General features: G+C 37.6%; 21 protein-coding genes and 1 pseudogene. 2 read left to right on the top strand and 20 right to left on the bottom strand.

Annotated elements, in window-relative coordinates:
* Window positions 1-16 precede the first annotated feature (16 nt).
* The 3 genes from murJ to WC906_01035 all read right to left on the bottom strand — a co-directional run bounded on the left by murJ (window position 17) and on the right by WC906_01035 (window position 5440).
* Entirely contained in the window at window positions 17-1660 is a 1644-nt protein-coding gene (gene murJ / locus WC906_01025; protein ID MFA5777007.1) for a murein biosynthesis integral membrane protein MurJ, read from the bottom strand.
* Window positions 1653-4208, bottom strand: a complete 2556-nt coding sequence (locus WC906_01030; protein MFA5777008.1) for a DUF4012 domain-containing protein — start codon at window positions 4206-4208, stop codon at window positions 1653-1655. Before WC906_01030 ends, murJ begins: the two co-directional genes overlap by 8 nt.
* A 116-nt stretch (window positions 4209-4324) precedes the next feature.
* Window positions 4325-5440, bottom strand: coding sequence for a glycosyltransferase family 1 protein (locus tag WC906_01035; GenBank protein ID MFA5777009.1), 1116 nt, complete (start codon window positions 5438-5440; stop codon window positions 4325-4327).
* 234 nt (window positions 5441-5674) lie between these two features.
* Here WC906_01035 and WC906_01040 point away from each other — a divergent pair, with 234 nt between their 5' ends.
* Window positions 5675-6322 (top strand): queuosine precursor transporter, encoded by a 648-nt coding sequence (locus WC906_01040; GenBank protein ID MFA5777010.1) that lies wholly within the window; start codon window positions 5675-5677, stop codon window positions 6320-6322.
* A gap of 46 nt (window positions 6323-6368) precedes the next feature.
* On the opposite strand, the gene WC906_01045 is transcribed toward WC906_01040, so the two are convergent.
* The 17 genes and pseudogenes from WC906_01045 to dnaK all read right to left on the bottom strand — a co-directional run bounded on the left by WC906_01045 (window position 6369) and on the right by dnaK (window position 24732).
* Window positions 6369-7544 carry a glycosyltransferase family 1 protein gene (locus tag WC906_01045; protein ID MFA5777011.1) on the bottom strand — a complete coding sequence of 392 codons (1176 nt, stop codon included), beginning with the start codon at window positions 7542-7544 and terminating at the stop codon, window positions 6369-6371.
* Between the two features lie 100 nt (window positions 7545-7644).
* A complete protein-coding gene (locus tag WC906_01050; GenBank protein MFA5777012.1) occupies window positions 7645-8265 on the bottom strand; it encodes a hypothetical protein in 621 nt (206 codons plus the stop codon).
* A 9-nt stretch (window positions 8266-8274) separates the two neighbouring features.
* On the bottom strand, window positions 8275-9372 hold the full coding sequence (locus WC906_01055) for a glycosyltransferase (protein MFA5777013.1): 1098 nt from the start codon (window positions 9370-9372) through the stop codon (window positions 8275-8277).
* 1 nt (window position 9373) lies between these two features.
* Complete coding sequence (locus tag WC906_01060) at window positions 9374-10303, bottom strand: EamA family transporter (GenBank protein ID MFA5777014.1); 930 nt, start codon at window positions 10301-10303, stop codon at window positions 9374-9376.
* A complete protein-coding gene (gene recJ / locus WC906_01065; protein MFA5777015.1) occupies window positions 10300-12003 on the bottom strand; it encodes a single-stranded-DNA-specific exonuclease RecJ in 1704 nt (567 codons plus the stop codon). Before recJ ends, WC906_01060 begins: the two co-directional genes overlap by 4 nt.
* 2 nt (window positions 12004-12005) lie before the next feature.
* Complete coding sequence (locus tag WC906_01070) at window positions 12006-12578, bottom strand: response regulator (GenBank protein ID MFA5777016.1); 573 nt, start codon at window positions 12576-12578, stop codon at window positions 12006-12008.
* Between the two features lie 11 nt (window positions 12579-12589).
* On the bottom strand, window positions 12590-14650 hold the full coding sequence (locus tag WC906_01075; protein MFA5777017.1) for an acetate--CoA ligase family protein: 2061 nt from the start codon (window positions 14648-14650) through the stop codon (window positions 12590-12592).
* 22 nt (window positions 14651-14672) lie between these two features.
* Window positions 14673-17156 carry an AAA family ATPase gene (locus WC906_01080; protein MFA5777018.1) on the bottom strand — a complete coding sequence of 828 codons (2484 nt, stop codon included), beginning with the start codon at window positions 17154-17156 and terminating at the stop codon, window positions 14673-14675.
* 81 nt (window positions 17157-17237) lie between these two features.
* Entirely contained in the window at window positions 17238-18338 is a 1101-nt protein-coding gene (dnaJ, locus tag WC906_01085) for a molecular chaperone DnaJ (GenBank protein MFA5777019.1), read from the bottom strand.
* 288 nt (window positions 18339-18626) lie between these two features.
* Window positions 18627-19352: a hypothetical protein gene (locus WC906_01090; protein ID MFA5777020.1), complete on the bottom strand. Its 726-nt coding sequence runs from the start codon at window positions 19350-19352 to the stop codon at window positions 18627-18629.
* A gap of 93 nt (window positions 19353-19445) precedes the next feature.
* Window positions 19446-19742, bottom strand: coding sequence for a DUF3467 domain-containing protein (locus tag WC906_01095; protein ID MFA5777021.1), 297 nt, complete (start codon window positions 19740-19742; stop codon window positions 19446-19448).
* 140 nt (window positions 19743-19882) lie between these two features.
* The gene (locus tag WC906_01100) at window positions 19883-20230 is read right to left on the bottom strand and encodes a hypothetical protein (protein ID MFA5777022.1); all 348 of its coding nucleotides are present in this window, start codon (window positions 20228-20230) and stop codon (window positions 19883-19885) included.
* A gap of 586 nt (window positions 20231-20816) precedes the next feature.
* Window positions 20817-21101, bottom strand: coding sequence for a hypothetical protein (locus WC906_01105; protein MFA5777023.1), 285 nt, complete (start codon window positions 21099-21101; stop codon window positions 20817-20819).
* 158 nt (window positions 21102-21259) lie between these two features.
* Window positions 21260-21592, bottom strand: coding sequence for a hypothetical protein (locus WC906_01110; protein ID MFA5777024.1), 333 nt, complete (start codon window positions 21590-21592; stop codon window positions 21260-21262).
* Between the two features lie 220 nt (window positions 21593-21812).
* Entirely contained in the window at window positions 21813-22319 is a 507-nt protein-coding gene (locus tag WC906_01115; GenBank protein MFA5777025.1) for a four helix bundle suffix domain-containing protein, read from the bottom strand.
* 124 nt (window positions 22320-22443) lie between these two features.
* Window positions 22444-22758, bottom strand: a complete 315-nt coding sequence (locus tag WC906_01120) for a DUF4405 domain-containing protein (protein ID MFA5777026.1) — start codon at window positions 22756-22758, stop codon at window positions 22444-22446.
* 150 nt (window positions 22759-22908) lie between these two features.
* Window positions 22909-24732 (bottom strand): annotated as a pseudogene (dnaK, locus tag WC906_01125) (molecular chaperone DnaK).
* Between the two features lie 136 nt (window positions 24733-24868).
* Here dnaK and WC906_01130 point away from each other — a divergent pair.
* On the top strand, window positions 24869-25102 hold the full coding sequence (locus WC906_01130; GenBank protein ID MFA5777027.1) for a hypothetical protein: 234 nt from the start codon (window positions 24869-24871) through the stop codon (window positions 25100-25102).
* The last annotated feature ends 87 nt before the right edge of the window (window positions 25103-25189 follow it).

Genomic DNA, 25189 nt, shown 5'->3' on the forward strand with positions numbered 1-25189 from the left:
TGGTTGTGTCTATTAATTACATTCCATCCGTCTCCTCGGTGATTTCATTGATTGTCCCCTTAGTTCTGTAAAATCTTTTAACGATAGAGTTTTTAAAATGAAAAAATTCTGGAGTTTTGAATACCCAGCTCATAAAGACAAAAACTATTATTCCCAATCCTCCGGAAATGATGAGCTGGAAGAAAATCCCCAAAAAAGTATCAATATTGGCAATCCTATCTATTGCATATTTCATTATTTGAGTAATAAGCCCAGCAATAGTGGAAGCTAGGAGTATTTTTGAGGTCGAACTAAAAATATTCTTTCCATCTAATCCCCCCAGTTTTTTTCGAAGAATCACAAAAAGTAAAACCATATTTAAAATGCTGGCCGCAGAAAAAGCGATAGCTAATCCGGAAACGGCGTAATTTTTAATCAAAAGAATTACCAAAATGATATTCACCGCTTCACTGACAAGAGCAATATAAAAAGGAATCTTAGTGTTGTGGATAGCGTAGAAAGCTCTGGCCAGGAGCGGAATAAGACATTGGGCAAAAAGGCTGACAGTTAGAAATCCAAGAGTTTCAAAAGTCATAACCGTGTCTTCCCAATTGAATTGTCCGCCTCCAAGAATGACACGAACAAGTTGAGCCCTGAGGAGTAAAATTAAAACACTGAGCGGAATTATGAAAAATAAAATTCTCCTGAATGTCTGGGAGAAGTTTTTGATGAATTCGTCATGTAATCCTTTGGCATAGGTTGCACTAAGAGTTGGAAAAACAGCGACCGCAAAAGAAACTCCAAAAAGCCCCAAGGGAAAACTCTGGATATTATTGGCAAAATTAAAAACCGCCAAACTTCCGGAAGCTAATGTGGAAGCAAAAATCGTTATCACTAATAGATTGATTTGGCTTACTGCAATTCCCATTGTTCTTGGGATCATCAGCCGAATTATTTTTCTTACATTTTCATTTCTGAAGGCTCCAAAAAGGATTGGCTTAAATTTGAATCCGGAAAATTTGACGGCCGGATACTGAATTAGCATATGAAGCAAAGCTCCCAAAATTACGCCTACAGCCAAACCTTTTGGCCCCATTAATTTTACAAAAAACAAGGCTCCGATTATGATTCCAATGTTATACATTATCGGAGCGATAGAATAAATAAGGAATTTTTTAAGAGACACTAAAACCCCTCCGAAGATAGCGCTAATTCCCAAAAGAACCGGACTTAAAAACATAATTCTGGTCAGCATTATCGTAAGTTCCATTTTTTCTCCGGAAAATCCGGGAGTAATCAAATGAACGATGAAAGGTGCAAATATTGCCAAAATTGCCGCCACAATAATCAAAACAAATACCATTATATTTAAAATTCCGGAAACCAGTTCCCATCCCTCTTCTTCTTTTTTGTTTGAAATAAGTCCGGTGAAAACAGGAATAAAGGCGGCGCTCAAAGCTCCAAGAATCAGCAGATTGTATAATAGATCTGGAATTCTGAATGCGGCGTAATAAGCATCCAGAGTATCGCCGGCTCCAAACTGCGAAGCCAGAATTCGGTCTCGGAAAAGTCCCAAAAATCGGCTGGCAAATCCGGAAACGGCAATAATAAAAGCCGCCGCCGTAATTGACTCCGTTGGTTTGCTGTTTAATATTTTATTATTTACTAATTTTTTAATCATTTAATATCGCTCCGCTTTTCGTAAAAACTAATCCAATAAATTTATCAACATCCAATTTTGTTTTAACTTGCAGTTCATTTCCCTTATTTTCAATATTTTCCGGATAATTCCATTCAATTTTATAATTTTTCGGAAATTTAATACTCGAGGTAAATTTGCTTCCAACGCTTCCGGATTGTTTTTGCGCTAAAAGCGAATAAGAATCAGCCGGTTTGTCCTGATTTTCTAAATTTATTTTAAATGGAAGCAAATATTTATATTCAAGCGTCATCGTTTCCTGGGGACTGACGTATGTCCAATTGGCAAAAACAGTCTTTTCGGAGTCTTCATAAATTCTCGTTTCTGAATTTTCGTCAATCAGCATATGATCCTCTTCTTGCTGAACTGAAGAATCTTTTTTGAATCCCAGCGCGTTGTAATCAAGCGGAGATTTGTTTGTTTCTCTTGTCTGTCCCTCGGCTTCAAGGAGTTTCGATCCAAGCGGAACATAGACTCTTATGTAGTCGGCATTAACTTTGTTGTACCATTCATAATTGGAATTGCCTCCATTATGATGCCTTGTAATCGTTACGGTGTCAACAATTGATCCGTCTGATTGGATTTGAGCTTCGTGGCTTATTGTTTCATCTACTACTCCATCAGTTTTATAGCCATTAATATTGCTGTTTATAACGTTTAAATAATCCTTCTGGGCGCCGGAAACTTCCCCGGACCAGCCTCTTTCGGAAATTATTTTTTCTAGATCTTTATTTTCGGAATAAAGAAGAATATGTTTTTCTGAAAGTCCGGAAGAAAGAGCCTGAATTGTCATTGCGATGCTTTTTGCATCGCGAGCATTAAAAATCTTATCCAATATTATGGGAGCTAAGTCGGATAATATTTTTTTAGGCTTATTTTCTTCCTTATCATAATCTACCTCGACTTCATATTGGGTTTTTTCGATAAAATTATCAGCATTTATGACAACATCATATTCCTTCATTTCAATCGGACCGGTTATGGCTAAGAATTTTTGCATTACTGTTGGAGTCAATGCAATTACTCCGTCCGCAGTCGGCCCGCCGGTTTTTTCGTAAAAGCTTATGGCTTCCTTAGCTGAAACAGGAAAGTTTGGAAACCAATTGCTGTCATGCAAGCTCCAGGCAGCGCTGATTTTTTGGATTGGCTTGGGGGGAACTATTTTTTCTGTGAGTTGTCCATCAGGATTGAAAATTCCGTCAATGAAAAAATTGCGTATTCTTCCATCGGATATGTCCAAGAGTCCATAACTTCCAATGAATCCTCCCGTAGCTCTCATTTCCTGATTGTTTTGGAATAGAAACAAATATTTTCTCGGTCCGTTCCCTCCCAGGAGATCGACAAATATTTCGTTATTGTTAAGAAAATTATTGGTAATTTCTATTATCCCCGGAAGTTTTTCTTTTAAGGACAAAAATTGCGTCCTATTATTTTCAGGCAAATTGTCAATATTAATCTCGTCTATATTTTTTTGGGTTTGTTCGAGCTCGCTGTTGGCTGTTGCCATTTCTTTTTTGGTTGACTGAAATAATTCCAAAAAAGAAACATTCTGATCGCCTTCTCCGCCGATAGGATTTTTCAGCGTACCGGTTGTTTTTATAATTTCATTCAATGATTGTCCAGCTAATGAAATATGCTTTCCTGCTTCAATTAAATTTTTTCCCGATGATAGCTTTGAGGAAAATGGAAAAAATTTGGAAATTTCAATAAAAACTTTTCCCATTTCATCCAAATCCCTTGAGCTTTCTGAAAATTTTTCATAAGATTTTTCAAATTCCAGTTTGGAGGCTTCATAATTTTGGCTTTTGATGCTGCCAATAGCTGAATTTAAGCTAGAATATCCTTCCTGGCTTGTTCCCAAAATCCTTCCTTTTATTTTGAGTCCTTTAGCTCCAAATGCAAATCCACCGATTAGAATGGCGACAATAATGGATAAACTGGCGAAACTCAAAGCAGTTCTTTGGGGTCTAAAATTTAAATTGAATTTAGCGGGAAAAAAGAGATCAAAAAAACTAAAATTTCCTTGTATGTCTCTTGGCATTGCTCTCGCGCCAAAATAGCCAGTTCGTGTTTTTGAGAGTAGGCGCTTTATAAAACAACGGGCAGACAATATAGGCGCTTTGAATATGTTTTTTTTAGTGCGCTGATAATTTTTTTCTCTCGCATAATATTTTTCCGGTTCTTTGCATATTTTTTCCGGATCGGATTTTATCCTTGGTATGAAATCACTTTTGTAAAAAATTGGAGATTCGCTGCTCCGTACTTTTTCTCCCAGTTGATAAATATTTGCTTCTTGCGCTTCTTGATAATAATTATTGCGATTTTCGTTTAATGTTTCTTGGCGTAAACTTTGTTGAGGAGTCAAATCTTTCATTCCGCGATATGTTTTTACTGCGGCAGATTTTTCTAATTCTTTTATTTCCCAAAGGAGTGTTTGCTCCATTTTTTCTATTTTTTTCCAATCCAAATTCCCGGTTTCATCAACCGGACGGATATCGAACATTTGAGGAATGATATTATGCTTAGGCATTTATCCATGTCATTCCGGGCTTGACCCGGAATCTAGATGCTGAAATAAATTAAAAATGACAATTTTCTGGATTCCCGCTTTCGCGAGAATGACATAATTTCGGAATAATTTATAATCTAAACCTTATATATTTTAAGCGTAATTCTCGCCATTTTTTCCCAGCTGAATTTTTTTGCCCACTCCAGTCCTCTTTCAGCCAATTGCTTTCTCAATCCTTGGTTTCCATAGAATTCCGTTATTGCTTTAGTGATATTTTCTTTTTTAGCGGCATCGAAAAAATATGCGCTTTCATCCAGGATTTCTTTCATACAAGGATGGTCTGATGATGCTATCGGAATTTTTCTCATCATTGCTTCTAGCGGCGGCAAGCCAAAGCCTTCATAGAGCGAAGGGAAAATATAAAATAACGAATTTTTATAAATAACGTCTAATTCAGAGTCAGGAACAAAATCGGTAAAAATTATATTTTTTATTTTTTTCTCCGCCGACAATTTTTTCAGTTTTTTGTAAAAGTAATCTTCTTTTCCAACGAGAACCAGCTTTAAATCTGCCTGCTTTTCAATTCCTCCATAACCCAAAATCAGCGCTTCCAAATTTTTGTGAGGATAAGCGTTTCCAACATACATTATGTACGGTTTTATTATACCATATTTTTCTAGAATTTGTTTGTCATTTTCCAGATTAATTGCGCTATTATTTTTATCCGCTGCTTGATAAGTTACTATGATTTTATTTTCTGGAATTTTGTAATGCTCGAGGATGTCATTTTTGGTAAAATTGGAGACAGCAATTATTTTTTCCGCCCTTGTTATGGCGGATTTAATGACTATTTTGTAGGCCAAAAATTTCAGCCAATAAAAAATTGGATTGAGTGCTGTATTTTTGATTGTTGAAAAATGAAGAAGAATTAGGTCGTGGATGGTTATGATAAACTTTTTTCGGTACAGAAGCGGAATATTAAAATGGGGAAAATGGACAAGATCCAAATCATATTTGTCAAGAACTCTAGGCATGTTTATTTGTTCGGAAATCGTATACCACTGGTAATCCGCTAAAACTTTTTGAAAGTTGCTGTTCTTCGGCTGATATTCTTCAAAATTTTCTTTTCGGAGAAAAATAAAATAATCATTGGTATTATCAATTTTTTCCAGTTTTTCTATTAATTTTTGGGTGTATCTCCCCAGCCCTTTTCCGAGCGAGCCATAAAACCGGGCATCAATTCCAATGCGCATGATTATAGTATAAAGTATTTTGTATTTAGTATCTAGCACCCCGCAAATTGACAGAAAAACTCTTCTCTGGTAGGTTTTAGATATGCTGCTAAGAAAAAATAAAAAAACTTGGTCCGGTTTTACCGGCAAATATTTTTCCCTCTAAATTACCGAGAAAAGATTTTTGTGTATTGTTATATTCAATAATCTGCTCGGCAGGTTTTTTGTTAACTAATATTTGAAATGAAAAATACTATGTTTAAAATAAAGAAATTCGATCTGTTAATTTCCGTCTATATATTCTGCATCATTGTTTCGGAATTGATGGGCGCCAAAACATTTCCGCTTTTCGGAAAATTCAGCGCCAGCGTCGCCATATTTTTGATGCCTTTCATATTCACCATTAATGATATTGTTACTGAAGTATACGGAAAAGAGAGAACCAGAAGTATAATCAAATCCGGACTGATTATGATTGTTTTTCTGATTTTATTTTCTTTCCTGGCCATAAACCTTCCCCCTTCTCAGAGATTTTCCGGAAGCCAACTGGCTTATCATAATATATTTGGAGTATCTATTAGAATATCAATTGCTAGCTTGCTCGCCTTTTTTATGTCTGAGTATATGGACGTGCTGGTTTTTGTCAAAATCAGAAAGATGATGGGAAAAAAATCTTTGTGGCTTCGGAATAATGTTTCCAATTTTGTCGCCCAATTTTTCGATACCAGCATCTTCTACCTGTTTGCTTTCTATGCAATAGATAAGCCCTTTTTCAACAATTTTGTTTTTCTGGTAGGACTGATAATCCCCTATTGGACATTAAAATGCTTGGTTTCCGTTTTTGAAACTCCTCTTGTTTACGCCGGAGTTAAATGGCTGAAGAAAGAAGAAATTGAGAAATAAAAAACCGCCCTGGTGAAACTCGAGTTCACTGAGGGCGGTGGTGGTGCTATCGAGGTCGAACCTCGATAGGTTTAATTTTGTCAACTACCTCTAAGAAATTCCCAGCGCTTTTTTGCCAGTCAAAATCCGTTGCTCTCTTAAGGCCTTTTTCGCGAAGCTTGCTGCACCATTCTCTATTTAAAAGTATTTCTCGCATAGCCTTGCAAAGCTCATCGGTTTTTTCCGGATCAATCAAAATTCCGGAATCCCCGACTATTTCCGGGAGGGATGAATTATTTGAAGTAATGACCGGTACTCCTGAGCTCATTGCTTCCAGCGGTGGAAATCCAAAACCTTCAAAAAAAGACGGATAAACAAAAAGTGAAGCCAGATTGTACAAGTAAGGCTTGTTTTCAGGTTTAATGAAACCAATAGTCAGTATATCATTTTTAAATGGAGATTTATTTATTTCTTTTAATACTCCCTTCTCTTTCCAACCATTGGCTCCGGCAATCGCGAGTTTATATCTATCAAGTTCTTTATTTTTCAGCCTTCGAAGCTGATCATAGGCTTTTACTATGCTAATGATATTTTTTCTCGGTTCAATTGTTCCAAGATATAAAATAAAATGATAGGGCAGGTTATATTTTTCCTTGACTGCAAGCATTTCCGGATTATTTCTATCTATAACTTTGAAATCATCTGAAACGGCGCTATGAATCACGGAAATTTTTTCTGAATTTATTTTGTAAAATATTTCAAGATCGTTTTTTGTTGAATCGGAAACGGCTATTATTTTGTCGGCTCTTTGGCAAAGTTTTTTGGGATTTATCAAAAAATGCCAAAGCCTTGTTTTCCAGGGAAAATTTTCCGGCATTATTTCAAAAGACAAATCGTGCATAGTTAGCATTAATTTTGTCCTTTCGGAAAAAGCGCCAAAATTAATATTGGGCATCCAAAAAACATCAGTCCCTCCGATAAGCCGGTCAATTTTTGGCCAGTTAAAATACCAGACAAGCAAATTGAAAATTTTGTTGGGATAATGAAAGCTTTTTATTCTTACGTTAGGATATTTTTTTAGCCAATCAAGATCAAGGTTCTTTCCTTTCAGTGAATTAAAAAAAAGAACATATTCATTCTTTTTATCCAACTCAAAAATATTGCTCAAAAGATTCAGCGTATACTCTTCAACTCCCGTTTTTCTTCCCTCCTGCAAGCATCTGATGTCAATTCCTATTCTCATGACCCCACAAATTACGAATTAAATACAAGCTACGAATTTATTTAGTTTTAGTTTTTGTATTTGTATATTCGTAAAAAATTCGTAATTCGCAGGAGAAAAACTAATCTTTTTTCAAGTAATGCCTAATTAGCATCACCCAGATTCCTAAAAAGATGCCAAGCACAATAGAAATTGGCAAAACGTCGCTCCAAGTTACCTTGTATTCTTTTATTACCGGTTCATCCCCGATAATTTTAAACCAGCTATCTTCTTTTTGATATTGATTTAAATTTTTTGATTCGCTATTGATTATTTTGGTTATCGCTTCCGAAATATTCTGAGCGTCGCGGGCGCTTTCTGATGAAAATTCAACGCTTATAGCTTGAGAAGTCAGCCTTTGCACCTTAAAAATTTTCGATAACGTCTTTAAATCGATACCTCCGGACATTTTGCCGACCTCATTATAGATGTTGGTAACTATGCGCGGATTCTGAAGCCACCTGACTACTGTATCGGCAAATCTTTCATCAGCCTGAAGCCGGTAAAAATCATCATAGCGATAATTGTCAGTACTCTGGATTCCCGTTCGGGTTACATTGAGAAGCAGGGACACCTCATAACTTATCGGCCTTGAATTTTCATAATATTTATAACCGGTTCCAATTCCTAAAATAATAGCTACTGTAACTGCGAACCAGACCCAGTTTTTTGCAAATATTTTTAAATATTGTTTTAATTCCATTATTATATTTTATTTTTTAAAGTTTGATAGTTCTCTTTCGATGTACTCTCTTATTTTACCTTTAAATATCTCCTTGTCAAATCGCAAAGATTTTGATCTGATATAGTTTTTATCAAAACTCATGCTTTTAAATTTTTCCACTGCTTTTATTATGTTTTCAGGCGCTTGTTTATCGAAAAATATTCCCATTTTTTCCTCCTCCATATGTTCGAGGATATCTCCTCCTCGGAAAGCGATAACGGGCTTGCCTGAAGCAAAAGCTTCGATGGCCACTATTCCAAAATCCTCTTCTTGGGGAAAAATAAAGGCTTGGCACTGCGAATAATATTTAGGAAGCTTTTCATCCGGAACCCTTCCTAGAAATTCAATATTCGATCCGGCTATTTTTTTAAGTCTTTTCATTTCCGGACCTCTGCCGATTATTTTCAAGGGCAAGCTCAATTCATTAAAAGCTCTGATCGCAATATCATGGCGCTTGTAGGCAATCAGCCGCCCAACCATTAGAAAATATTTTTCTTGCTTTTCACTGGTGGAGAAATTATTTATTGAAACCGGAGGGTTTATTACGGTTGAATCCTTTCCGTAGTATTTCTTGATTCTTTTGGCGACAAAATTTGAATTTGCGATGAATTTATCGACTCTTTCGGCGCTCAATTTGTCCCAAAGTCGGATATAGTTCATTAAGAATGGAACCAGTCTTTTGACAAAAGATGGAAATCCAAAATCAGCCGTATATTTTTGGCAATCATCCCAAGCATAACGCATTGGCGTGTGCATATAGCAGATGTGAAGCGTCTGAGGACCGGTTATTATTCCTTTGGCAAAGCTAGCGGAATCGGAAAGTACCACGTCATATTTGGAAAAATCGAATTGTTCGATGGCGGAAGGCATCAAGGGCGGAAACAAGCGATGTTGTTTTCCAGCAAAAGGAATTTTTTGAAGATAGGAGGTTCGGATATCTTTTTTCTCAAAAACCCCATGCATCGCTTTTTTGTCGTAGACCAAAGTATAAATTGGCGCATAGGGAAAAAGCTCGCAGAAACATTCCAGCACCCTCTCCGCGCCTCCATATTGAACCAAGTAGTCATGAACTAAAGCGATTTTCATATTATGATAAGGTTATAAATATTACGCCTAATACCATTATCGATGCTCCTAGTATTCTTGATCTTATATTTTTTTCTTTGAAAAATAAATATCCAAAAATAGTAGACATTACAATGCTCGTTCTTTTGATTGAAATTACATTTGCCACCAATGCGAGTTGGACTGCTGTCATTTGAAACAATGAAGTCAAGCTGCTAAAAAGGCCGATGGGTATTATTTCTTTTATGTGATTAATTTTAAAGACATCTATTTTTTTGAATCTTCTAAAAAGCAGAATGGCTCCCAGAGAGATATTTATGTAAAAATGAACTGATAATGTCCAGAAAATAGAAGATGTTTCTATTGACCCAACCTTGTCATAGATAGATGTTATACTCCAGATAAAAGCTACCAGGAGCATGAACTTTGGTCCTTTTTCTTTTATCAAAGCGTGGAATGGTTTCCAAAAGCCAAGATGTCTCTCTTTGATGTTTAATAGGTAGGAACCAAAAACTACAAGCAATATTCCCATGATACTTATTAAATTAGGCAGTTCGCTTTTCCCCAATATTATTGGAGAAGTAAAAATTAAAAGCACTGGAGTAAAAGCAAGCATAGGAATTGTAACTGAAAGGTCTGAATTTTTTATTGCTTTAAGGTAAATAACTGTTGCAAATAAATTTAGAGTTCCATTAATAACCAAAGCCTTCCAAAATGTAATTGATATTTCATCAAATTGTGGTATTGAAAAGACACTAGCGGAATTAGGAAAAATTTCCTTAAGAGGAGTATGTATTATTAATATTAAAAAAACAAAATCAAAAATTATAGAAAAAATTCCCATCAGGAAGGAGATTGAGTATTCATCAATTCTGTGAAGTTTTTTCTTGCTAAGCACATCCTTTAATGATTGGGAAAATGCCGTAAGAAGAGATAGAACTATCCAACTCATAATATTTTCAAGTCGATTAATTTTAACTGGATTTTTTTATTTCCGTTCCAATTATCTTCGCAAATTGTGAAAACCGTGTCAATTTTATCGCCTTTTTTGAGATGGGAAAATCCGTTAGTGAGATTGAAGCCGATAGCTTCGAAAATTTTCGGCGTTCCGTCCTGCGCCCTAAGCGATAATTTCAGATGTTTTTCTCCGTTTCCAACCGTTCTAAGCTCGCTGACTTTCATGTTTTTCATGAGAAATATCGGTTCTTCGTTTCCCTGTCCAAATGGTTCTAATTTTCGAAGGCTTTCAGCCAATTCAAAATCCAAATCTTTGGGAAAAATTTCAGCATCAATTTCGAGCACTGGAGTCACATCCTTTCCTTCTAGTTCTTTTTCGATTATTCCGCTGAGTTTTTCAAAAAAAGCGTTCAGTTTTTCATTTTTGATTGTAATTCCTGCCGCTTGGCTGTGTCCTCCGAATTTGACTAGCAAATCAGCGCATTTTTCGATAGCTTCAATTATATTTATTTGCGGAATACTTCGAAATGATCCAGAGCTTTCCTCTTCTCCTTTATTGAGAACAGCAACAGGCTTGTTGAATTCATCGGCTATTCTCCCCGCAGCCAGACCAACGATTCCATTTGGGAAATGTTCGGAGGCGGCAAAAATAAATTTCTTATTTTTAAACATATTATTCGCCAAAATCCTGATTTCATCCACTATTTGTGCAGTAGCTTTTTGGCGCGCTTGGTTGTTTTTTTCAAGCTCCAACGCTAAATCCCTGGCTTTTACCTGATCGCTTTCTCTTATCAAATTAAAAGCCGTGTTAGCGTGGTCCATTCTTCCGGCCGCATTAATTCGCGGAGCAATTTGAAAAGAAATTTTATGCGTATCGGGAATGTTATTTTCATCAACCTGAATCCTTGCCACTTGGAATAATTCCAAAAGGCCGGCTCTTTTTGTTTTGGAAAGCACAATGAGCCCGAATTTTGTTATTACTCTATTTTCGGAAGCAAGCGGAACGCAATCAGCCACTGTTCCTATGGACACCAAATCAAGCATCCATTTCAATTGATCCATTTTTTCCGGAAAGAACTTTCCATATAGAGCTTGGACAAACTTGAAAGCCACGCCTACTCCGGCAAGATTTAGAAAAGGATATCCGGAATTTTTGAGATGCGGATTTATTATGGCAAAAGCTTTGGGAATTTTTTTGGGAACGTGATGATGATCAATAATGATAACGTCAATTCCATTTTTGTTAGCCTTAGCAGTTTCCTCATAATTGGTAATGCCGCAATCTACAGTAATAATGAGTTTTATATTTTTCTTTTTAAATTCTTCTACTGCATTAAGATTCATTCCGTATCCTTCTAATTTTCTGTCCGGAAGATAAACCACAGATTCAATTCCAATATTATCCAGTGCTTCTTTCAGGATTACGGAAGAAGTAACTCCGTCGGCATCATAATCTCCAAAAATTGCAACTAATTCTTCGCTTTCTTTCGCTTTCAAAACTCTTCCTACAGCTTTTTCCATATCAGAAAACAAAAAAGGATCAAAAAGACCCTTGTCATAGTCAGGGAAAAGAAACTCGTTTATTTTTTCGTTAGTATCAAGGCCTCTCTTGAAAAGTATGTCTAAAATTACCGAATGAAGCCTTGGCAAAACAGTCTTGTCTATCTTTTCTTTTTCTCTAATTTTCCAATTCATATCTATTTCACTTGCCATCCGCAAGAAGGACAGATTAAATGCGCTTCAAATCCCTTATCTTTGGAATTAACAGATATCATTTTCAATATCATTTTTTCATTGCATTCCAAGCATTGAAAATTATTGTTAAGTCCCAAGTCTTGTGCCAATTTTAGCGCATCCATAGAAAAATTGTTAACTTCTAATCGGTATTCTTTTCCTTCTGAAAATATAGAATTAACCTTTTCTACTACTTCCTTGGGAGCAGTAAAGCCTTTTATAATAAAATATCTAACCCCAAGCAAATTCGCCTTCTGTCTGTCTTCCTCTCTGCCCATATGCGAGGATATTAAGATTGGTATGTCGGAAGTCAAGGCATTCTTTTTTAGCGATTCTACCATTGAAAAACCATCCATTCGAGGCATCATAATCCCAGTAAAAATAACATCTGGTTTCTGAGTTGAGGCTTTATCTAATCCGTCTATTCCATCATCAGCTTCAATTACTTCGAAGCCGGCATTTTTAAATGTTCCGGAATACACGTTTCTTAAATTTGCATCATCTTCAACGATGAGTATCTTTATTTTTTTGCCCATATTTTATGTTATCAAATTATTATTTTGACATCAATAGCCAAAGATTTTCTTCCATCATTATAAATTAGCAGCGGATTAATATCAAATTCCTTGATTTCATTCAAATTCTCCGCTAAAACGGAAAGTTTCAGAAGAATATCTGCTACATTTTCAATGTCATATGCTTTCTGGCCTCGCGTTTCTTCGAAAAGAAATTTAATCGGACTTTTTAAAATGGTTTCTTTTATTTCCGAAATTGTAACCGACGGAATAAGAAAATCAACCATTTTGAAAATTTCAGTATAGATTCCTCCTAAGCCGAATATTACTATCGGCCCCACAGTTTCATCTTTTTTAATTCCTAAAATAAGTTCAGTTTCAATTCTTTGCATTGGCTGAATGATTATATTTTCTTTAGGAAAATTCTCAGACATTTTTTGATAAGCTTCCCTGAAATCATTTTCATCTCCTATGTTCAAAATAACCCCTTGTTTGTCGGTTTTGTGGAGAACTTTGTCGCTGTCCACTTTCATAACCATAGGAAAATCTATTTCCAATTCTTTTTCGGCGTTGACTTCTTGAAATTCGATGGTGTCAATTCCATAGATATCCATTATTTCCTTGGCTTCTCTGAAATACAAGGCAGTTCTGTTCTCAAGCCTTGCATTTTTAATTATATTTTCTGCCTTTTCTGATTTATTCTTGTCTATTTCTATCGCATTTCCGCGTATGCCTATCTTATTTTTGTTTATTTCCCATTGGTAATATTTATCCAGAGCATTTATAGCATCCTCGGGAAAAGTATAATTAGGAATCTTGCTGTTCTTCAAAATTTCCACCGATTTTTCTATTTTCTTTCCGCCCAAAAATACTGCCACTATCGTTTTTTGGGTTTTTTTCTTAAAGGCTGATATTTTTTGGGCGATTTTATCAAAAGGAGTGTTTTCCTGGGGAGTAAGGATAGTAATGATCGATCCAATATTTTCTGCATCAACTGATTCCAGTGTTTTTTCATAACGATCTTCTTGTGCGTCTCCCAAAAGATCAATCGGATTTTCAATTGATGATTCTTTCGGTAAAAATTCTCGCAGTTTTTCTTTTGTCTTGCCATCTAATTCGGACAATTTTATTTCTTTTCCCGAGAAAGCATCAGTAGCTAGAACCCCGGGACCGCCGGCATTGGTAATAACTGCTGTTTTTTCGTTGGCGGGCGGATTTACCAGTGAGATTAATCTCATTGTGTTTATAAATTCATCCAGTGAATCAACCCGAATGACCCCGGTTTTTTTGAAAAGCGCTTTGATTATCTCCTCGCTTCCGGCCAAAGCTCCGGTATGGGAAGAAATAGCTCTTTGAGATTTTTCCGTCTTTCCGGCTTTTAAAATTACAACTGGTTTCGACTTTGATATTTTTTTTGCGATTTCTTTGAATCTAATTCCGTCCTTAATTCCCTCTAGATACATTCCGATTACTTTTGAATCTTCATCATTTTCCAGATATTCCAAGAGTTCATTTTCGCTTAGACTCATTTTGTTTCCAATGGAAATGATATTGGAAAAACCGATGTTATCCCTGGAGGCAATGTCCAAAAGCGCGCTAATAATCGCTCCCGATTGGGAAACAAAAGAAATATTTCCAAAGTTAGGAAGTCCTCCGGCAAATGAAGCGTTTAATTTTATTTTTGGCGCGATAAAACCAAGGCAGTTCGGTCCTAAAATGTTCAGTTTTTTTTCTTTAGCTATTTCCAAAAGTTCTTGTTCGAGTTTCTTCCCTTCTTCTGAGGTTTCCGAAAATCCGGCAGAGATCACAACGAAATTTTTAACAGAATCGCCGCCGTTTTGAATGGCTTGATTGACAAACTTGGCGGGAATGGCAATGATCGCCAGATCAACCGGTTCTCGGATTGATTCAATGCTGGGATAGCATTCTCGATTAAAAAGTTTTTCGTGTTTTGGATTGACCAAAAAAACTTTGCCTTCATAGCCAAGATTCAAAATATTTTCCGAAATCGCTTTTCCTACCTTTCCCTTTTCTTCACTGGCGCCGACAATGGCGATGGATTTCGGATCGAATAATTTTCTAAGGTTATCCATATCGCTTACTACATACGCATTATCATCCTTCTTCCATATGCTCTTTCCTGAAGGTAAACTCGCTTCCTTTTTTTATATTTCCAGAGATTATTCCTTTTACCACGCTATCTTCAATTTTATCCTGAAAAAACCTTTCGATGTTTCTTGCGCCAAATGTTGCATCATATCCACCCTCCGCCACAATTTTTGCTATCTCAGGATCAAATTCAATAGAAATATTTTCATTGCTTCTTAATTTCTTCGCGTATTTTACTAGCATCATCTCGGAAATTTTTAATACGGTTTCCATATCAAGAGGATGAAAAAAGATGACGCCTTCAAATCTGTTGAGAAATTCCGGACGGAAAATGCCTTGTTTAATAACATAATCAATTACTTTTTCTTGAGTTTCCTCGGGTTTTGCCATTTCTTTTATAGTCTCGCGGATAATTTCTGATCCGGCATTGGAAGTGGCAATTATTATCAAATTCCTAAAATTAATCTTTTTTCCGAAAACGTCAGTAAGATTTCCCTCGTCCAGAACTTGTAAAAATAAATTAAGAATATTTGAATCGGCTTTTTCGATTTCATCCAAAAGGAGGATTGAATAGGGATTTTCCTTTATTTTGCTAACCAAATGCCCTTCTCTGCCTGAAGATAAGGAGCCAATCAATCTGTCAATTGAATCCTGAGTCTGATATTCGCTCATATCCAGCCTGATCATTCTGTTTTCGTCTCCAAAATAGGCCTCAGCCAAAGCCTTGGAAGATTCTGTTTTTCCGACTCCCGTAGGGCCAAGAAAAAGGAAACTTCCTAAGGGTTTTTTTTCATTGGCCATTCCCACTCGCGCTCTTCTCATTGTTTCGGCAATCTGCTTGATTGCAAAATCCTGTCCGATTACCCTTTTATGCAGAATATTTTCCAAATCCAATAGTTTTTCCCCTTCCTTTTCGGATATTTCTCCCAGCGGAACTTTTATTTTTTGCGAAACGGCTTCATTTACGACCTCTTCAGTTATGAAATTGGAATAGGCATTATTATACCAGTAGAGCATCGTTTCTTCCATAATATCAAGCGCTTTTTCCGGAAAAGGAGAATTGCTGATATATCTTTCCGAAAGTTTTATTAATTCTCTCAAGGCTTGATATGTAAAAATGACTCGCTTCTTCTCTTCCGTTTTAAGTTTGTAAAGGAGAACTTTGAGCGTATTATCAGCACTCATTTCTTCTATGGTAATCTTATCGCAATATTTCATCACCGATTCATTTTTTTCTATGTTGGAATGAAATTCCGAAGGAGTAGTTGTTCCGATAATTTGAAAAGTGGGATATGCCAAAAATTGAGATAGAACTTCGGAAATATTTTCTCCTTCATTTTGAGGATTGTTTTTGAGAAATTGATGGATGTCTTTGATAAAAAGTATTATATTCCCCGCATAGGTTGCTTCACTGAAAAGGTTCCCAAGAATAGCGTCAATTTCATTTTTATTTCTTGTCTTGGATATTATTTCTGTGAGATTAAAGCTTAAAATTCTTTTTTTGTTAAAGAATTCTCCCGCTTTCATACTCCTTATTTTTTTTGCCAGCGTATGTACAATCGTATCTCTCCCAACTCCTTCTTCTCCGATAAGAATGATATTGTTCTGGCTGGGTCTTGTGAGTAGAAGCTTAAGCTCGCTCAAATCCTTTTCTTTTCCGACAAGTTCTGAATATTTATACTGTGAATAATCTCCATCCGACAAGTCGTCAGCATATTTGTCGAGATGCACTGTATATGCAAAAGCCCAGTATTTCCCAATAGGAGAATCCGACAAAAGGTTTTCCTTCAGCCAAAATCTTCCCTTTCTGTCATTCTCGAGTTTATTTTTCAGCTCCCATTCAACAATTGCGTCAAATTCATTTCGGCTAAGATTTATCTTTGAAAGATATTCATCTAAAAGTTGCTGATTTTTGAGGATTTCCAGATTGATTCCCTTGGAATCCGCACCTATTCTATTCCAGACGCGGTTAAACCATTTCTGATGGGCAATTTCCGAAAGATTTGATAGATCATAATTTTCATTGGATATCTTGAATGATCTTATCGAAATAAATAGCAGGATAATACTTGCGGAAAAAAACGTCGAAGAAAGACATAGGAGCAAGCCAGATCCGTTAATCAAAGAAAGATAAAATGAAATCAGGCTGGCAAGAAAAATTATTGGCAAAATAAGCCAAATTAAAAACAAGATAGCTCCGGAAAAAAAAGTTAAGATTTCAAGGAAAATAGCGCTTATTATGACAAAAAATCTAATAATTGCTCCCAATATCCTGGTTATGATATTTTCTATGAGATTATTTACCCAAACAATCGGATGGAGGCCTCTTTGCATGCTTCTTGAGATATCTTTTTTCCAAGGAGAAATTAGGGTGACAAGAAGGAGCGCTACCGAAAAGTGTTTCCAGAAGTAACTAATAAAATTTTTCCAGATTTCGAAAAATCTTTTTATCCCGAGAGAATAGTGCCAGACGGCAAATCTAAAAGGCATTTTATTTTTTATAAAGAATTATTTTTCTTTATAATAGCACAAAATCAAACTTTTGTAAGCTAAAGCAAAAAACCCGAAATTTTATTCAACTTCTTTCAATCTTTCAATCAACTCTTTTTGCTTCCTCGACAAATGCTTTGGAATATTAACAATTATTTTTACCAAGTGGTCGCCGCGGCCGCGTCTGTCTAAGGAAGGGACGCCTTCATTCCGCACCCTGAAAATTTCTCCGGATTGCGTTCCGGCAGGTATTTTCATCTTGAGCTGCCCGCCAATAGTATCAATATTAATTTTATCTCCCAGGGTTGCTTGGGAAAAGGTGATGTATTCGTTGGAAATAATGTTATTTTTCTCTCTTTTAAATTTCGGATGCGGAGTGACGTGAATGTTGACATATAAATCTCCGCTTGATCCTCCTTTTTCTCCAGCTTCCCCGCGTCCTTCCATGGAAAGAGTCTGTCCATCTTGAATTCCAGCTGGGATTTCTATTTCAATATTTTCTTCTTCTTTAACTCTTCCATCCCCCCTGCATTTTCTGCATCTTTCCGAATAAGTTTCTCCAGCTCCTTGGCAAGTTGGACAAGTGGAAACTTGCGAAAAGCTTCCGAAAAAACTCTGCATACTTTGCCTTATTTGTCCGGATCCGTGGCAGGTTGGGCAAGTTTCTTTTTTGGCGCTGGGTTCTCCTCCAGTTCCATGACACCTTTCACAAACCACGTTTTTGTAAATATTAATATTTCGTCTGGCGCCTTTTACCATTTCTTCAAAAGAGATTTCTGCGTCAACTTGTATGTCTTTCCCCGCTTTTTTTCTAGACCTTCCTCCTCTTCTTTCCCCGCCAAAAATATTGGAAAAAATATCCTCAAAACCAAAATCTTGGAAATCGAAACCGCCTTGGCTTTGCTGATTGAATCCCGAAAAATCAAATCCGCCAAAACCTTGTCCTTGTCCGCCTTGAAATCCGCCTTGGTCAAAGGTTTGTCCGAATTGGTCATATTGCGCTCGTTTGGATTTATCGGAAAGCACCTGATAGGCTTCGTTGATTTTCTTAAACTCCGCCTCGTTCCCGCCGGTTTTGTCCGGGTGATGTTTGTGAGCCAGCTTGCGGTATGCTTTCTTTATCTCGTCGTCCGTCGCGCCTTTTGCCACGCCTAAAATTTCATAATAATTATCGTTAGCCATAAAAATATCCTAGCATAAAAAATAAAAGTTAGCAATCAAGTGTCTGGACTGCTAATTATGATTAATTTTATAAAAAAATGGCAGAAATCGCGGTTACGATTTCTGCCAAGTGAAGAGAAAGAATTTTCTCTTAACTCTTCCCTTTCTTCCTCTGATCTCCTCTTTCTGATGTGCTCAGGCACATCATCGCTTCGGTTATTTCTTCTACCTCCTTTTCTTCTTTTTCCCTTCTTTTAGAATCATCCATCTAGTTCCCCTTCCCCCCTAACGCGTTTTTTTTATTAGAATCTAACTTGCAATCAATTCTTGCCACTTCTGTCTAAGCTTACTATTAGCCATCTCAATATCTCCAATGCCTGGGAAACTGATGGGATAGTTTTCGATTGCATCCCATGCTTCTTGGAGTCCTGGTGGCGTTGACCACCCGAATCTATCCTTGATTATCCTGGAAATTCCTTCGACTGTTTTTGCCTGATAGGGCAACTCATCCCTTTCAAATGTTTCCAGGATAAACAGTCGTTTATGAGGGCAAAGATACAACTTAGCTATTTCTGATCCCTCGTGAAATAGATGAAAAATCAGTGACATCATCCCCACGTCAGCAACTAGCGGAACTTCTCCCATTGATCTTTTCCATATCATGGATTCCTCCTCGTATTGACGTAAATATTGGGGAAGCAATTCTCCCCACTCTTTCTTTAGCTTCCCGAGCTTTTCAGGCAGAATTTTTTTACCAATGCGAATAGTGCTTTCCCACACTTGGCGCAGATTAGCTGGCGCCTCAAATTCATAGTAGTCTCCTATCGTTTGCATAATACTTTCAGGAGAATAAAAACCAACTGGAAAGTCTTGAAAATGGAGCTTCAGAAAAATTACTTCCTGGAAAGGCTGGATATAAATATCAACAGACCTAACTCCTTCTGGACCAAAATGAATCCAGTGACAACTGGGAAGATTGAAAAATCCGCAGTCAATATCTTCGAATAATATTTCAAAGTAATCTTTGTTTGCCATAATCCCCCCTTGTTTTTTTATGTGTAATCTTAAGAACAACGGATAAGTATGGATTATCTATTTGTTTTTGTCAACTGTCTTTTTTTTGTTTTTTTATTCCCTTTCCTGAAATCCAATCGAGCTGGGGGCTTCAGATTCTGCTATTTTTCCGAAGCCAGTTTCATATTTTTTGAGTTTTTCGTCCATCGCTTTTACCATTCGTTTGAAATGTCCCGGGGAAACGATGATTCGGGAATTGAGTGTTCCTGTCGGCGGAAAAACATTCAGAAAATCTATCACGAACTCCTCTTTGGTATGCATAATCTGCATCACATTAGAATATTCTCCTTTCAGCTTCTCATCGGTCGCTTTGATGTTTATTTTTTGGGTTTGCGGATTATTTTGTTCCATAAAATTTAAATTAAATGGTTATAGCTCTTAAATTATAGTCTTTTTAGTAAAAAAAGCGAACTGACGAAAAAATAAAAAAATCCCCGGCTGCTAAGATTAGCAAACCGGGGAAAACTGCATCCTTCAGGGATTTAACCATTCTACACTCGTGAAACATGGATTGCTCCTCCTATCCTTGCCTCACGAATAACGTCTAGGTCATTTGCAACGTCCGCATAGACAAGAATGACATGCGAACAGTCTTTTCTTGTCCCGACTATGGGTTGTTTGGAATTACCTCCTGATCGAAACCGAACAACTCCGGAAACAATCTTAATTATTCTATCCTGGTCCTCTTGCACAACCTGAACCTGGATAGTCATAATTTGCGAAACATGTATCGCTCCGCTCTTCTCTGCCTCACAGACGACCTCGTCGACATTCGTAACGTGCTCAAAGATAATAATGACATCGGAACAGCCTTCCCTTGTCCCTATTATGGGCTGCAAGCTAGCTACAGACCGATGTTTAACGACACTAGAGATAATATCGATTATCTTATATTGGTCCCCTTGCGTAACATGAACCTGGATAGTCATGCATCCCCTCCTTGTTTGGATTGAGCGACAAATGAAGTTAAACGCTAATGCTCAAAAAAGTCAAACAAAAAAATTCTTCGCTGAATCGGGGGAGTTGACACTAAAGCAAATATAATGCTATAAATTTAGACAAGGAGGTATCAAAGATGTTTAGGCAAGAGTTTAGCTAGTTAAAACTAAATATTTGCGAGAATAGCGAAATGGTGTCCCATAAGGGATTACCGCCTACGGGCAAAACCTCCGAATCCTGCAAAAGCCAAGTTCTGCGAAACAAACGCAGCGTGCTCCCTTGCAGGATTTTTTATTTTAAGCATTATTTGATATAATAAAAGTGCGGCGGGAGGACTTAATGCAACGGGACTTTGCATCAACGATGCTCTCCCTTAAGTCCCTCCCGCTTTTTATTTTGCAGAAAAATTATTCTTCGTATACTATATAAAAATTTATAAATAAAATGGGCTACGAATTGCTTCGCAGCCCAATACTTCTGTTCATCTTATCTGGTCAGTTCCTCCAAAACTGCCAGCCAATTTTTCGTGCCGTCGGAATTCATCGGCGAGTGGCGCAAGATTACCTTGCTTTCGCCAATCATTATCGTTCTCCCGATGAACCAATCCATCATAGCGCCAGCCGGATGGTCATGGTGGCCTGTGTCAGTTGCGACACCGATCAGTTTCACACCCTCGATTGCCATCTTGATGGCGAGAGCATATCCTACATCGATCAACTGACCAAGATGCTCGAGTCCCTTGCCACCCAACATCTCTGCTTCGGCAGGCATCAAGAGATCGAGAAGGGCGGCGTCAAATTTCTCACCGTCCTTTACGGTCTTTGCTGCTTTTGAATAGTCAGCGAAGACGATTACCTCATGCCCGGCTTCAGTTAGTTGGGCGTATCCTGCCAACCGATGCTTCTTGCTATCGTCCACAAGCATAATCTTCATAGGTCACCTCCAAAGGTAAGCATGAACGGAACAAGAGATTTGTCTCCCGGTTGTAGATGCTTGTCATCCAATTGGCAGACCACTATCCTTTCGGGATAGTTCCGTTTTAGCGATCTGATACCCTGGTCTTCGTGCAATGGCATGAGAAAAAGAGCGATTGTTGCATCCTCATTTTCCTTGAGTATGCTCAATGCCTTTCCCGCCGAATCAACGATGATTAGCTCTGCCTCCTCGAAATTATCTACTAGTGTGTTCTTGCTGGAGAGCGACGCAACTTTCTTGATTGACGCCTCAATCGGATTATTTGGACTGTCACTCTCGATGGACACAAATAATTTCATAATGAATCCTCCCTTTGAGATATAATTTTACGGCAGTGAGAAGGAGATTTAGCTAGATAACCAGAAAACCTCCTATTCACTGCCGTAAAATATAAAAAGAACTATAACTGATGATTATAGCACCTTTTTGTGTTGATGTCAAGCGTAAATTATGTCCTATTTTCTGATAATTCCTTCCAGTTTTTGGGTTGGTTGGGAGATAAAAAAACTAATAAGACAAATCGGACTTATTATTTCTGTAATTTGTTCTTTTTTGATATAATCTTTCATTGAATCCCCCATTTTTCAAGAAATCTGCGCTTAATTTTGCGAGCTGTTTGTCTAGGAGATAATTCGTTTGGTGGATGAGGCAAATTAGCATGTTGGCGGCAGACTCGGAATTGTTGAGATAAGACTCATAGGACGAATAAGACCTATCTTTCAAATAAGCAAGATTGCGAATCGTTTTTATTCTTGGATCTTCTTTGATCCAACTTTTCAAATGATTTTGACGCAGGAAATCTTCGTAATCCAAAAGTAATTCTTCCAAACTAGCTCTGGCAACGCTAGTCAATTTTATTTCAGTTTTCTTAGAAGTAGCGGATGCTTGGCTTCCTTCGGCAATGTTCTGCCTTCCACTTCTGGCGGCTTGCTCCATCTGGTCTTTTGTCCGACTTTTCCAGTCGATATATTTTTTGCAAAATTCAACAGTCAAATCAAAAACCAAAGTCGACATTTGAAAAGATTGCAAATTTCGATAACCACCGTGCTTAAAAAATAAATTCGTCTTATCTGTTATATTTTTGTCTTATTTTTCATTTTAAAAGCGCGAGAAAGAATCTCGCGCTTTTCTTAAAGTGTTATTTCTTTTCAGTTTCCACTTCCTTGCTTATCTGACATTCCTCATTTTTTTTGAAGAAATTTTTGGTCATACAAACAAACATTTTCCAATACATTGCAACGTGGATCAGGGCGAAGACGACCATTATTATTCCTGCCCAATCATGGACCGCTCCCCAATCATGCCTTCCCCATCCTAGAAAGTCATTGTGAATTCCGCGATTTCCTTCTCCCGGAGGAAGAAAGAGGAAAATGATAGCACCGGTAATTGCTGTGATTACAAATGAAACCAGGGTGATAAAATCAATAGCATACTTAATTTTTATTTTGTTCATTTTTTTTAAATTAATTATTAGAATAAAGCGAGCGGATTTAAATCCGCTCCGCTTTAAAGTCTACTTTTTTTCTGTCTCTGCTTCTTTTGGCTGCTCGGGCGTTCCATCCTTCGCTGAAGCTTCGGACTGGCTAGCGCCTGCTTGGCCTTCTGTAGTATTTGCGGAAGAGGCCTGGGCGGCAGCGTAGAGTTTCTGGCCGATCTTTTGAGCTTCTTGGGAAAGCGCTTCAGTGGCTTTCTTGATCGCTTCGAGGTCGTCGCCATTCTTTACCTTGTTCAGTTCCTCAATTTTCTCATTGACCGGTTTCTTTTCGTCGTCGGTAATTTTGTCTCCAGCTTCTCTCATCGCTTTTTCGGTGGTGTAGGCCAGAGTGTCCGCCATATTGCGGGCTTCGATCAGTTCTTTCTTTTTCTTATCTTCTTCGGCATGAAGTTCGGCATCTTTTTTCATTCTCTCGATTTCCTCTTTGGAGATTCCGCTAGAAGCTTCGATTCGAATTGATTGTGATTTTCCGGTCGCTTTATCCTTGGCGGTAACGCTCAAGATTCCGTTGGCATCGATGTCAAAAGTAACTTCAATCTGCGGAATGCCTCGAGGTGATGGCGGAATGCCATCCAAAATAAATCTTCCCAATGTTTTGTTTCCAGCGGCCATTTCCCTTTCTCCTTGAAGAACGTTGATTTCCACGCTCGGCTGGTTGTCAGCAGCCGTAGAAAATACTTGCGACTTGGAAGTTGGAACAGTGGTATTTCGATTAATAAGCGGAGTGGAAACTCCCCCCAATGTTTCGATTCCGAAAGTCAAAGGCGTAACATCGAGAAGCAGAACGTCTTTCACGCTTCCTTCCAAAACTCCTCCCTGGATAGCGGCGCCCATTGCCACCACTTCATCCGGGTTAACTGAGAGATTGGGTTTCTTTCCGAAAAATTTCTCAACTGTTGATTGGACGAGCGGCATTCGAGTCATTCCTCCTACCATAATTATTTCATTGATGTCTTTGGTTTCCAATTTCGCGTCCGCCAAAGCTTTTTTCATCGGTTCCAAAGTTTTTTCCACCAGATCGCCAACCAATTCTTCCAATTTCGCTCGGGTAATTTTCATTACCAAATGCTTTGGTCCATCGTTGCCAGTAGTAATAAATGGCTGATTAATTTCGCTTTCCATCGCCGTTGAAAGTTCTATCTTCGCTTTTTCCGCCGATTCTTTCACTCTTTGAAGCGCCAGAGGATCTTTGGAAAGATCGATTCCTTCCTGCTTTTTATATTCATCTAAAATCCAGCTAATTATTCTTTGATCGAAATCGTCTCCTCCGAGATGAGTATCTCCATTGGTTGATTTTACTTCCACCGTATCTTCGGCCACTTCCAGAATAGAAATATCATAGGTTCCGCCTCCCAAATCGTAGACAACTATTTTTTCATCTTTCTTTTTGTCGAATCCATAGGCCAGAGCGGCGGCCGTCGGTTCATTAATAATCCTTTTGACATTGAGTCCGGCAATTTCTCCCGCTTCCTTGGTTGCTTTTCTTTGAGAATCGTCAAAATAGGCCGGTACAGTTATTACTGCATCAGTAATAGTTTCACCTAACTTCGTTTCGGCATCTTGTTTCAGTTTCTGAAGAATCATCGCGGAAATTTCTTGCGGAGTATATTCCTTTCCGCCCATTTCCACTTTGGTTCCTCCATTGGATTTCACGATTTTGTAGGGCAAAAGTTTCAAATCTCTCTGAACTTCCGCGTCTTCAAAATGCCTTCCAATAAGGCGTTTGATGGAAAACAAAGTATTTCCCGGATTGGTAACAGCTTGGCGCTTGGCCAAAAGTCCGACCAACCTTTCGTTGGTTTTGGAAATGGCTACCATTGATGGAGTAGTCCGGTTTCCTTCCTTGTTTTCAATTATTTCCGGTTTTCCTCCGATGACCACGGCCATCGCAGAGTTGGTTGTTCCAAGGTCAATGCCTAGAATTTTTGACATATTTTGTTTAGCTTATAATTTGTAGGTTCTGGTTTATAGATTACAAAATTAAGCTTTTGATTAAATTATTTATTTGACAATTATATTAAATTTTCCTATATTTAAGGCAAAATCTATTGCAAGGAGGGTGTTCTTTATGAACGAAAATGGAGAGAATTTGATTCCGATTTCAATTGATGAAGTGAGGCAAGTGAGTCGAGCCCTTGGGTATAGTTCTGCCAGAGGAGCAGATGTGGCAGCCAATAAGCTAGACGCTCATGTCAGAGAAAACTCAATCGTCATGATTCCGATTGAGGAGTGGAACTCTTTCAGGGATCTGTCTGGAATTTCTGTTTTAAACACATACATTTGTCGGTTCTTTGATTATTAATAATTGTAGCATTTCGTTAGGAGTTTTTCCATTTAAACCGCAATGTTCCAGATTATTGTATTCATTGTTCCATATTCTAATCTTTTT

The organism is Parcubacteria group bacterium (assembly GCA_041657845.1).
Classification (GTDB): Bacteria; Patescibacteriota; Minisyncoccia; order Moranbacterales; family JAKLHP01; genus JAKLHP01.

Bases quoted from the DNA above. Each gene is read 5' to 3' on its own strand.
- WC906_01115 (MFA5777025.1), bottom strand. From the start codon at position 22,319: ATGTCGACTTTGGTTTTTGATTTGACTGTTGAATTTTGCAAAAAATAT.
- WC906_01035 (MFA5777009.1), bottom strand. From the start codon at position 5,440: ATGCGCATTGGAATTGATGCCCGGTTTTATGGCTCGCTCGGAAAAGGG.
- dnaJ (MFA5777019.1), bottom strand. From the start codon at position 18,338: ATGGCTAACGATAATTATTATGAAATTTTAGGCGTGGCAAAAGGCGCG.
- WC906_01105 (MFA5777023.1), bottom strand. From the start codon at position 21,101: ATGCCTGCCGAAGCAGAGATGTTGGGTGGCAAGGGACTCGAGCATCTT.
- WC906_01045 (MFA5777011.1), bottom strand. From the start codon at position 7,544: ATGAGAATAGGAATTGACATCAGATGCTTGCAGGAGGGAAGAAAAACG.
- recJ (MFA5777015.1), bottom strand. From the start codon at position 12,003: ATGAATTGGAAAATTAGAGAAAAAGAAAAGATAGACAAGACTGTTTTG.
- WC906_01090 (MFA5777020.1), bottom strand. From the start codon at position 19,352: ATGGCAAACAAAGATTACTTTGAAATATTATTCGAAGATATTGACTGC.
- WC906_01030 (MFA5777008.1), bottom strand. From the start codon at position 4,208: ATGCCTAAGCATAATATCATTCCTCAAATGTTCGATATCCGTCCGGTT.
- WC906_01075 (MFA5777017.1), bottom strand. From the start codon at position 14,650: ATGGATAACCTTAGAAAATTATTCGATCCGAAATCCATCGCCATTGTC.
- WC906_01040 (MFA5777010.1), top strand. From the start codon at position 5,675: ATGTTTAAAATAAAGAAATTCGATCTGTTAATTTCCGTCTATATATTC.
- WC906_01055 (MFA5777013.1), bottom strand. From the start codon at position 9,372: ATGAAAATCGCTTTAGTTCATGACTACTTGGTTCAATATGGAGGCGCG.
- murJ (MFA5777007.1), bottom strand. From the start codon at position 1,660: ATGATTAAAAAATTAGTAAATAATAAAATATTAAACAGCAAACCAACG.
- WC906_01130 (MFA5777027.1), top strand. From the start codon at position 24,869: ATGAACGAAAATGGAGAGAATTTGATTCCGATTTCAATTGATGAAGTG.
- WC906_01050 (MFA5777012.1), bottom strand. From the start codon at position 8,265: ATGGAATTAAAACAATATTTAAAAATATTTGCAAAAAACTGGGTCTGG.
- WC906_01120 (MFA5777026.1), bottom strand. From the start codon at position 22,758: ATGAACAAAATAAAAATTAAGTATGCTATTGATTTTATCACCCTGGTT.
- WC906_01060 (MFA5777014.1), bottom strand. From the start codon at position 10,303: ATGAGTTGGATAGTTCTATCTCTTCTTACGGCATTTTCCCAATCATTA.
- WC906_01070 (MFA5777016.1), bottom strand. From the start codon at position 12,578: ATGGGCAAAAAAATAAAGATACTCATCGTTGAAGATGATGCAAATTTA.
- WC906_01080 (MFA5777018.1), bottom strand. From the start codon at position 17,156: ATGCCTTTTAGATTTGCCGTCTGGCACTATTCTCTCGGGATAAAAAGA.
- WC906_01095 (MFA5777021.1), bottom strand. From the start codon at position 19,742: ATGGAACAAAATAATCCGCAAACCCAAAAAATAAACATCAAAGCGACC.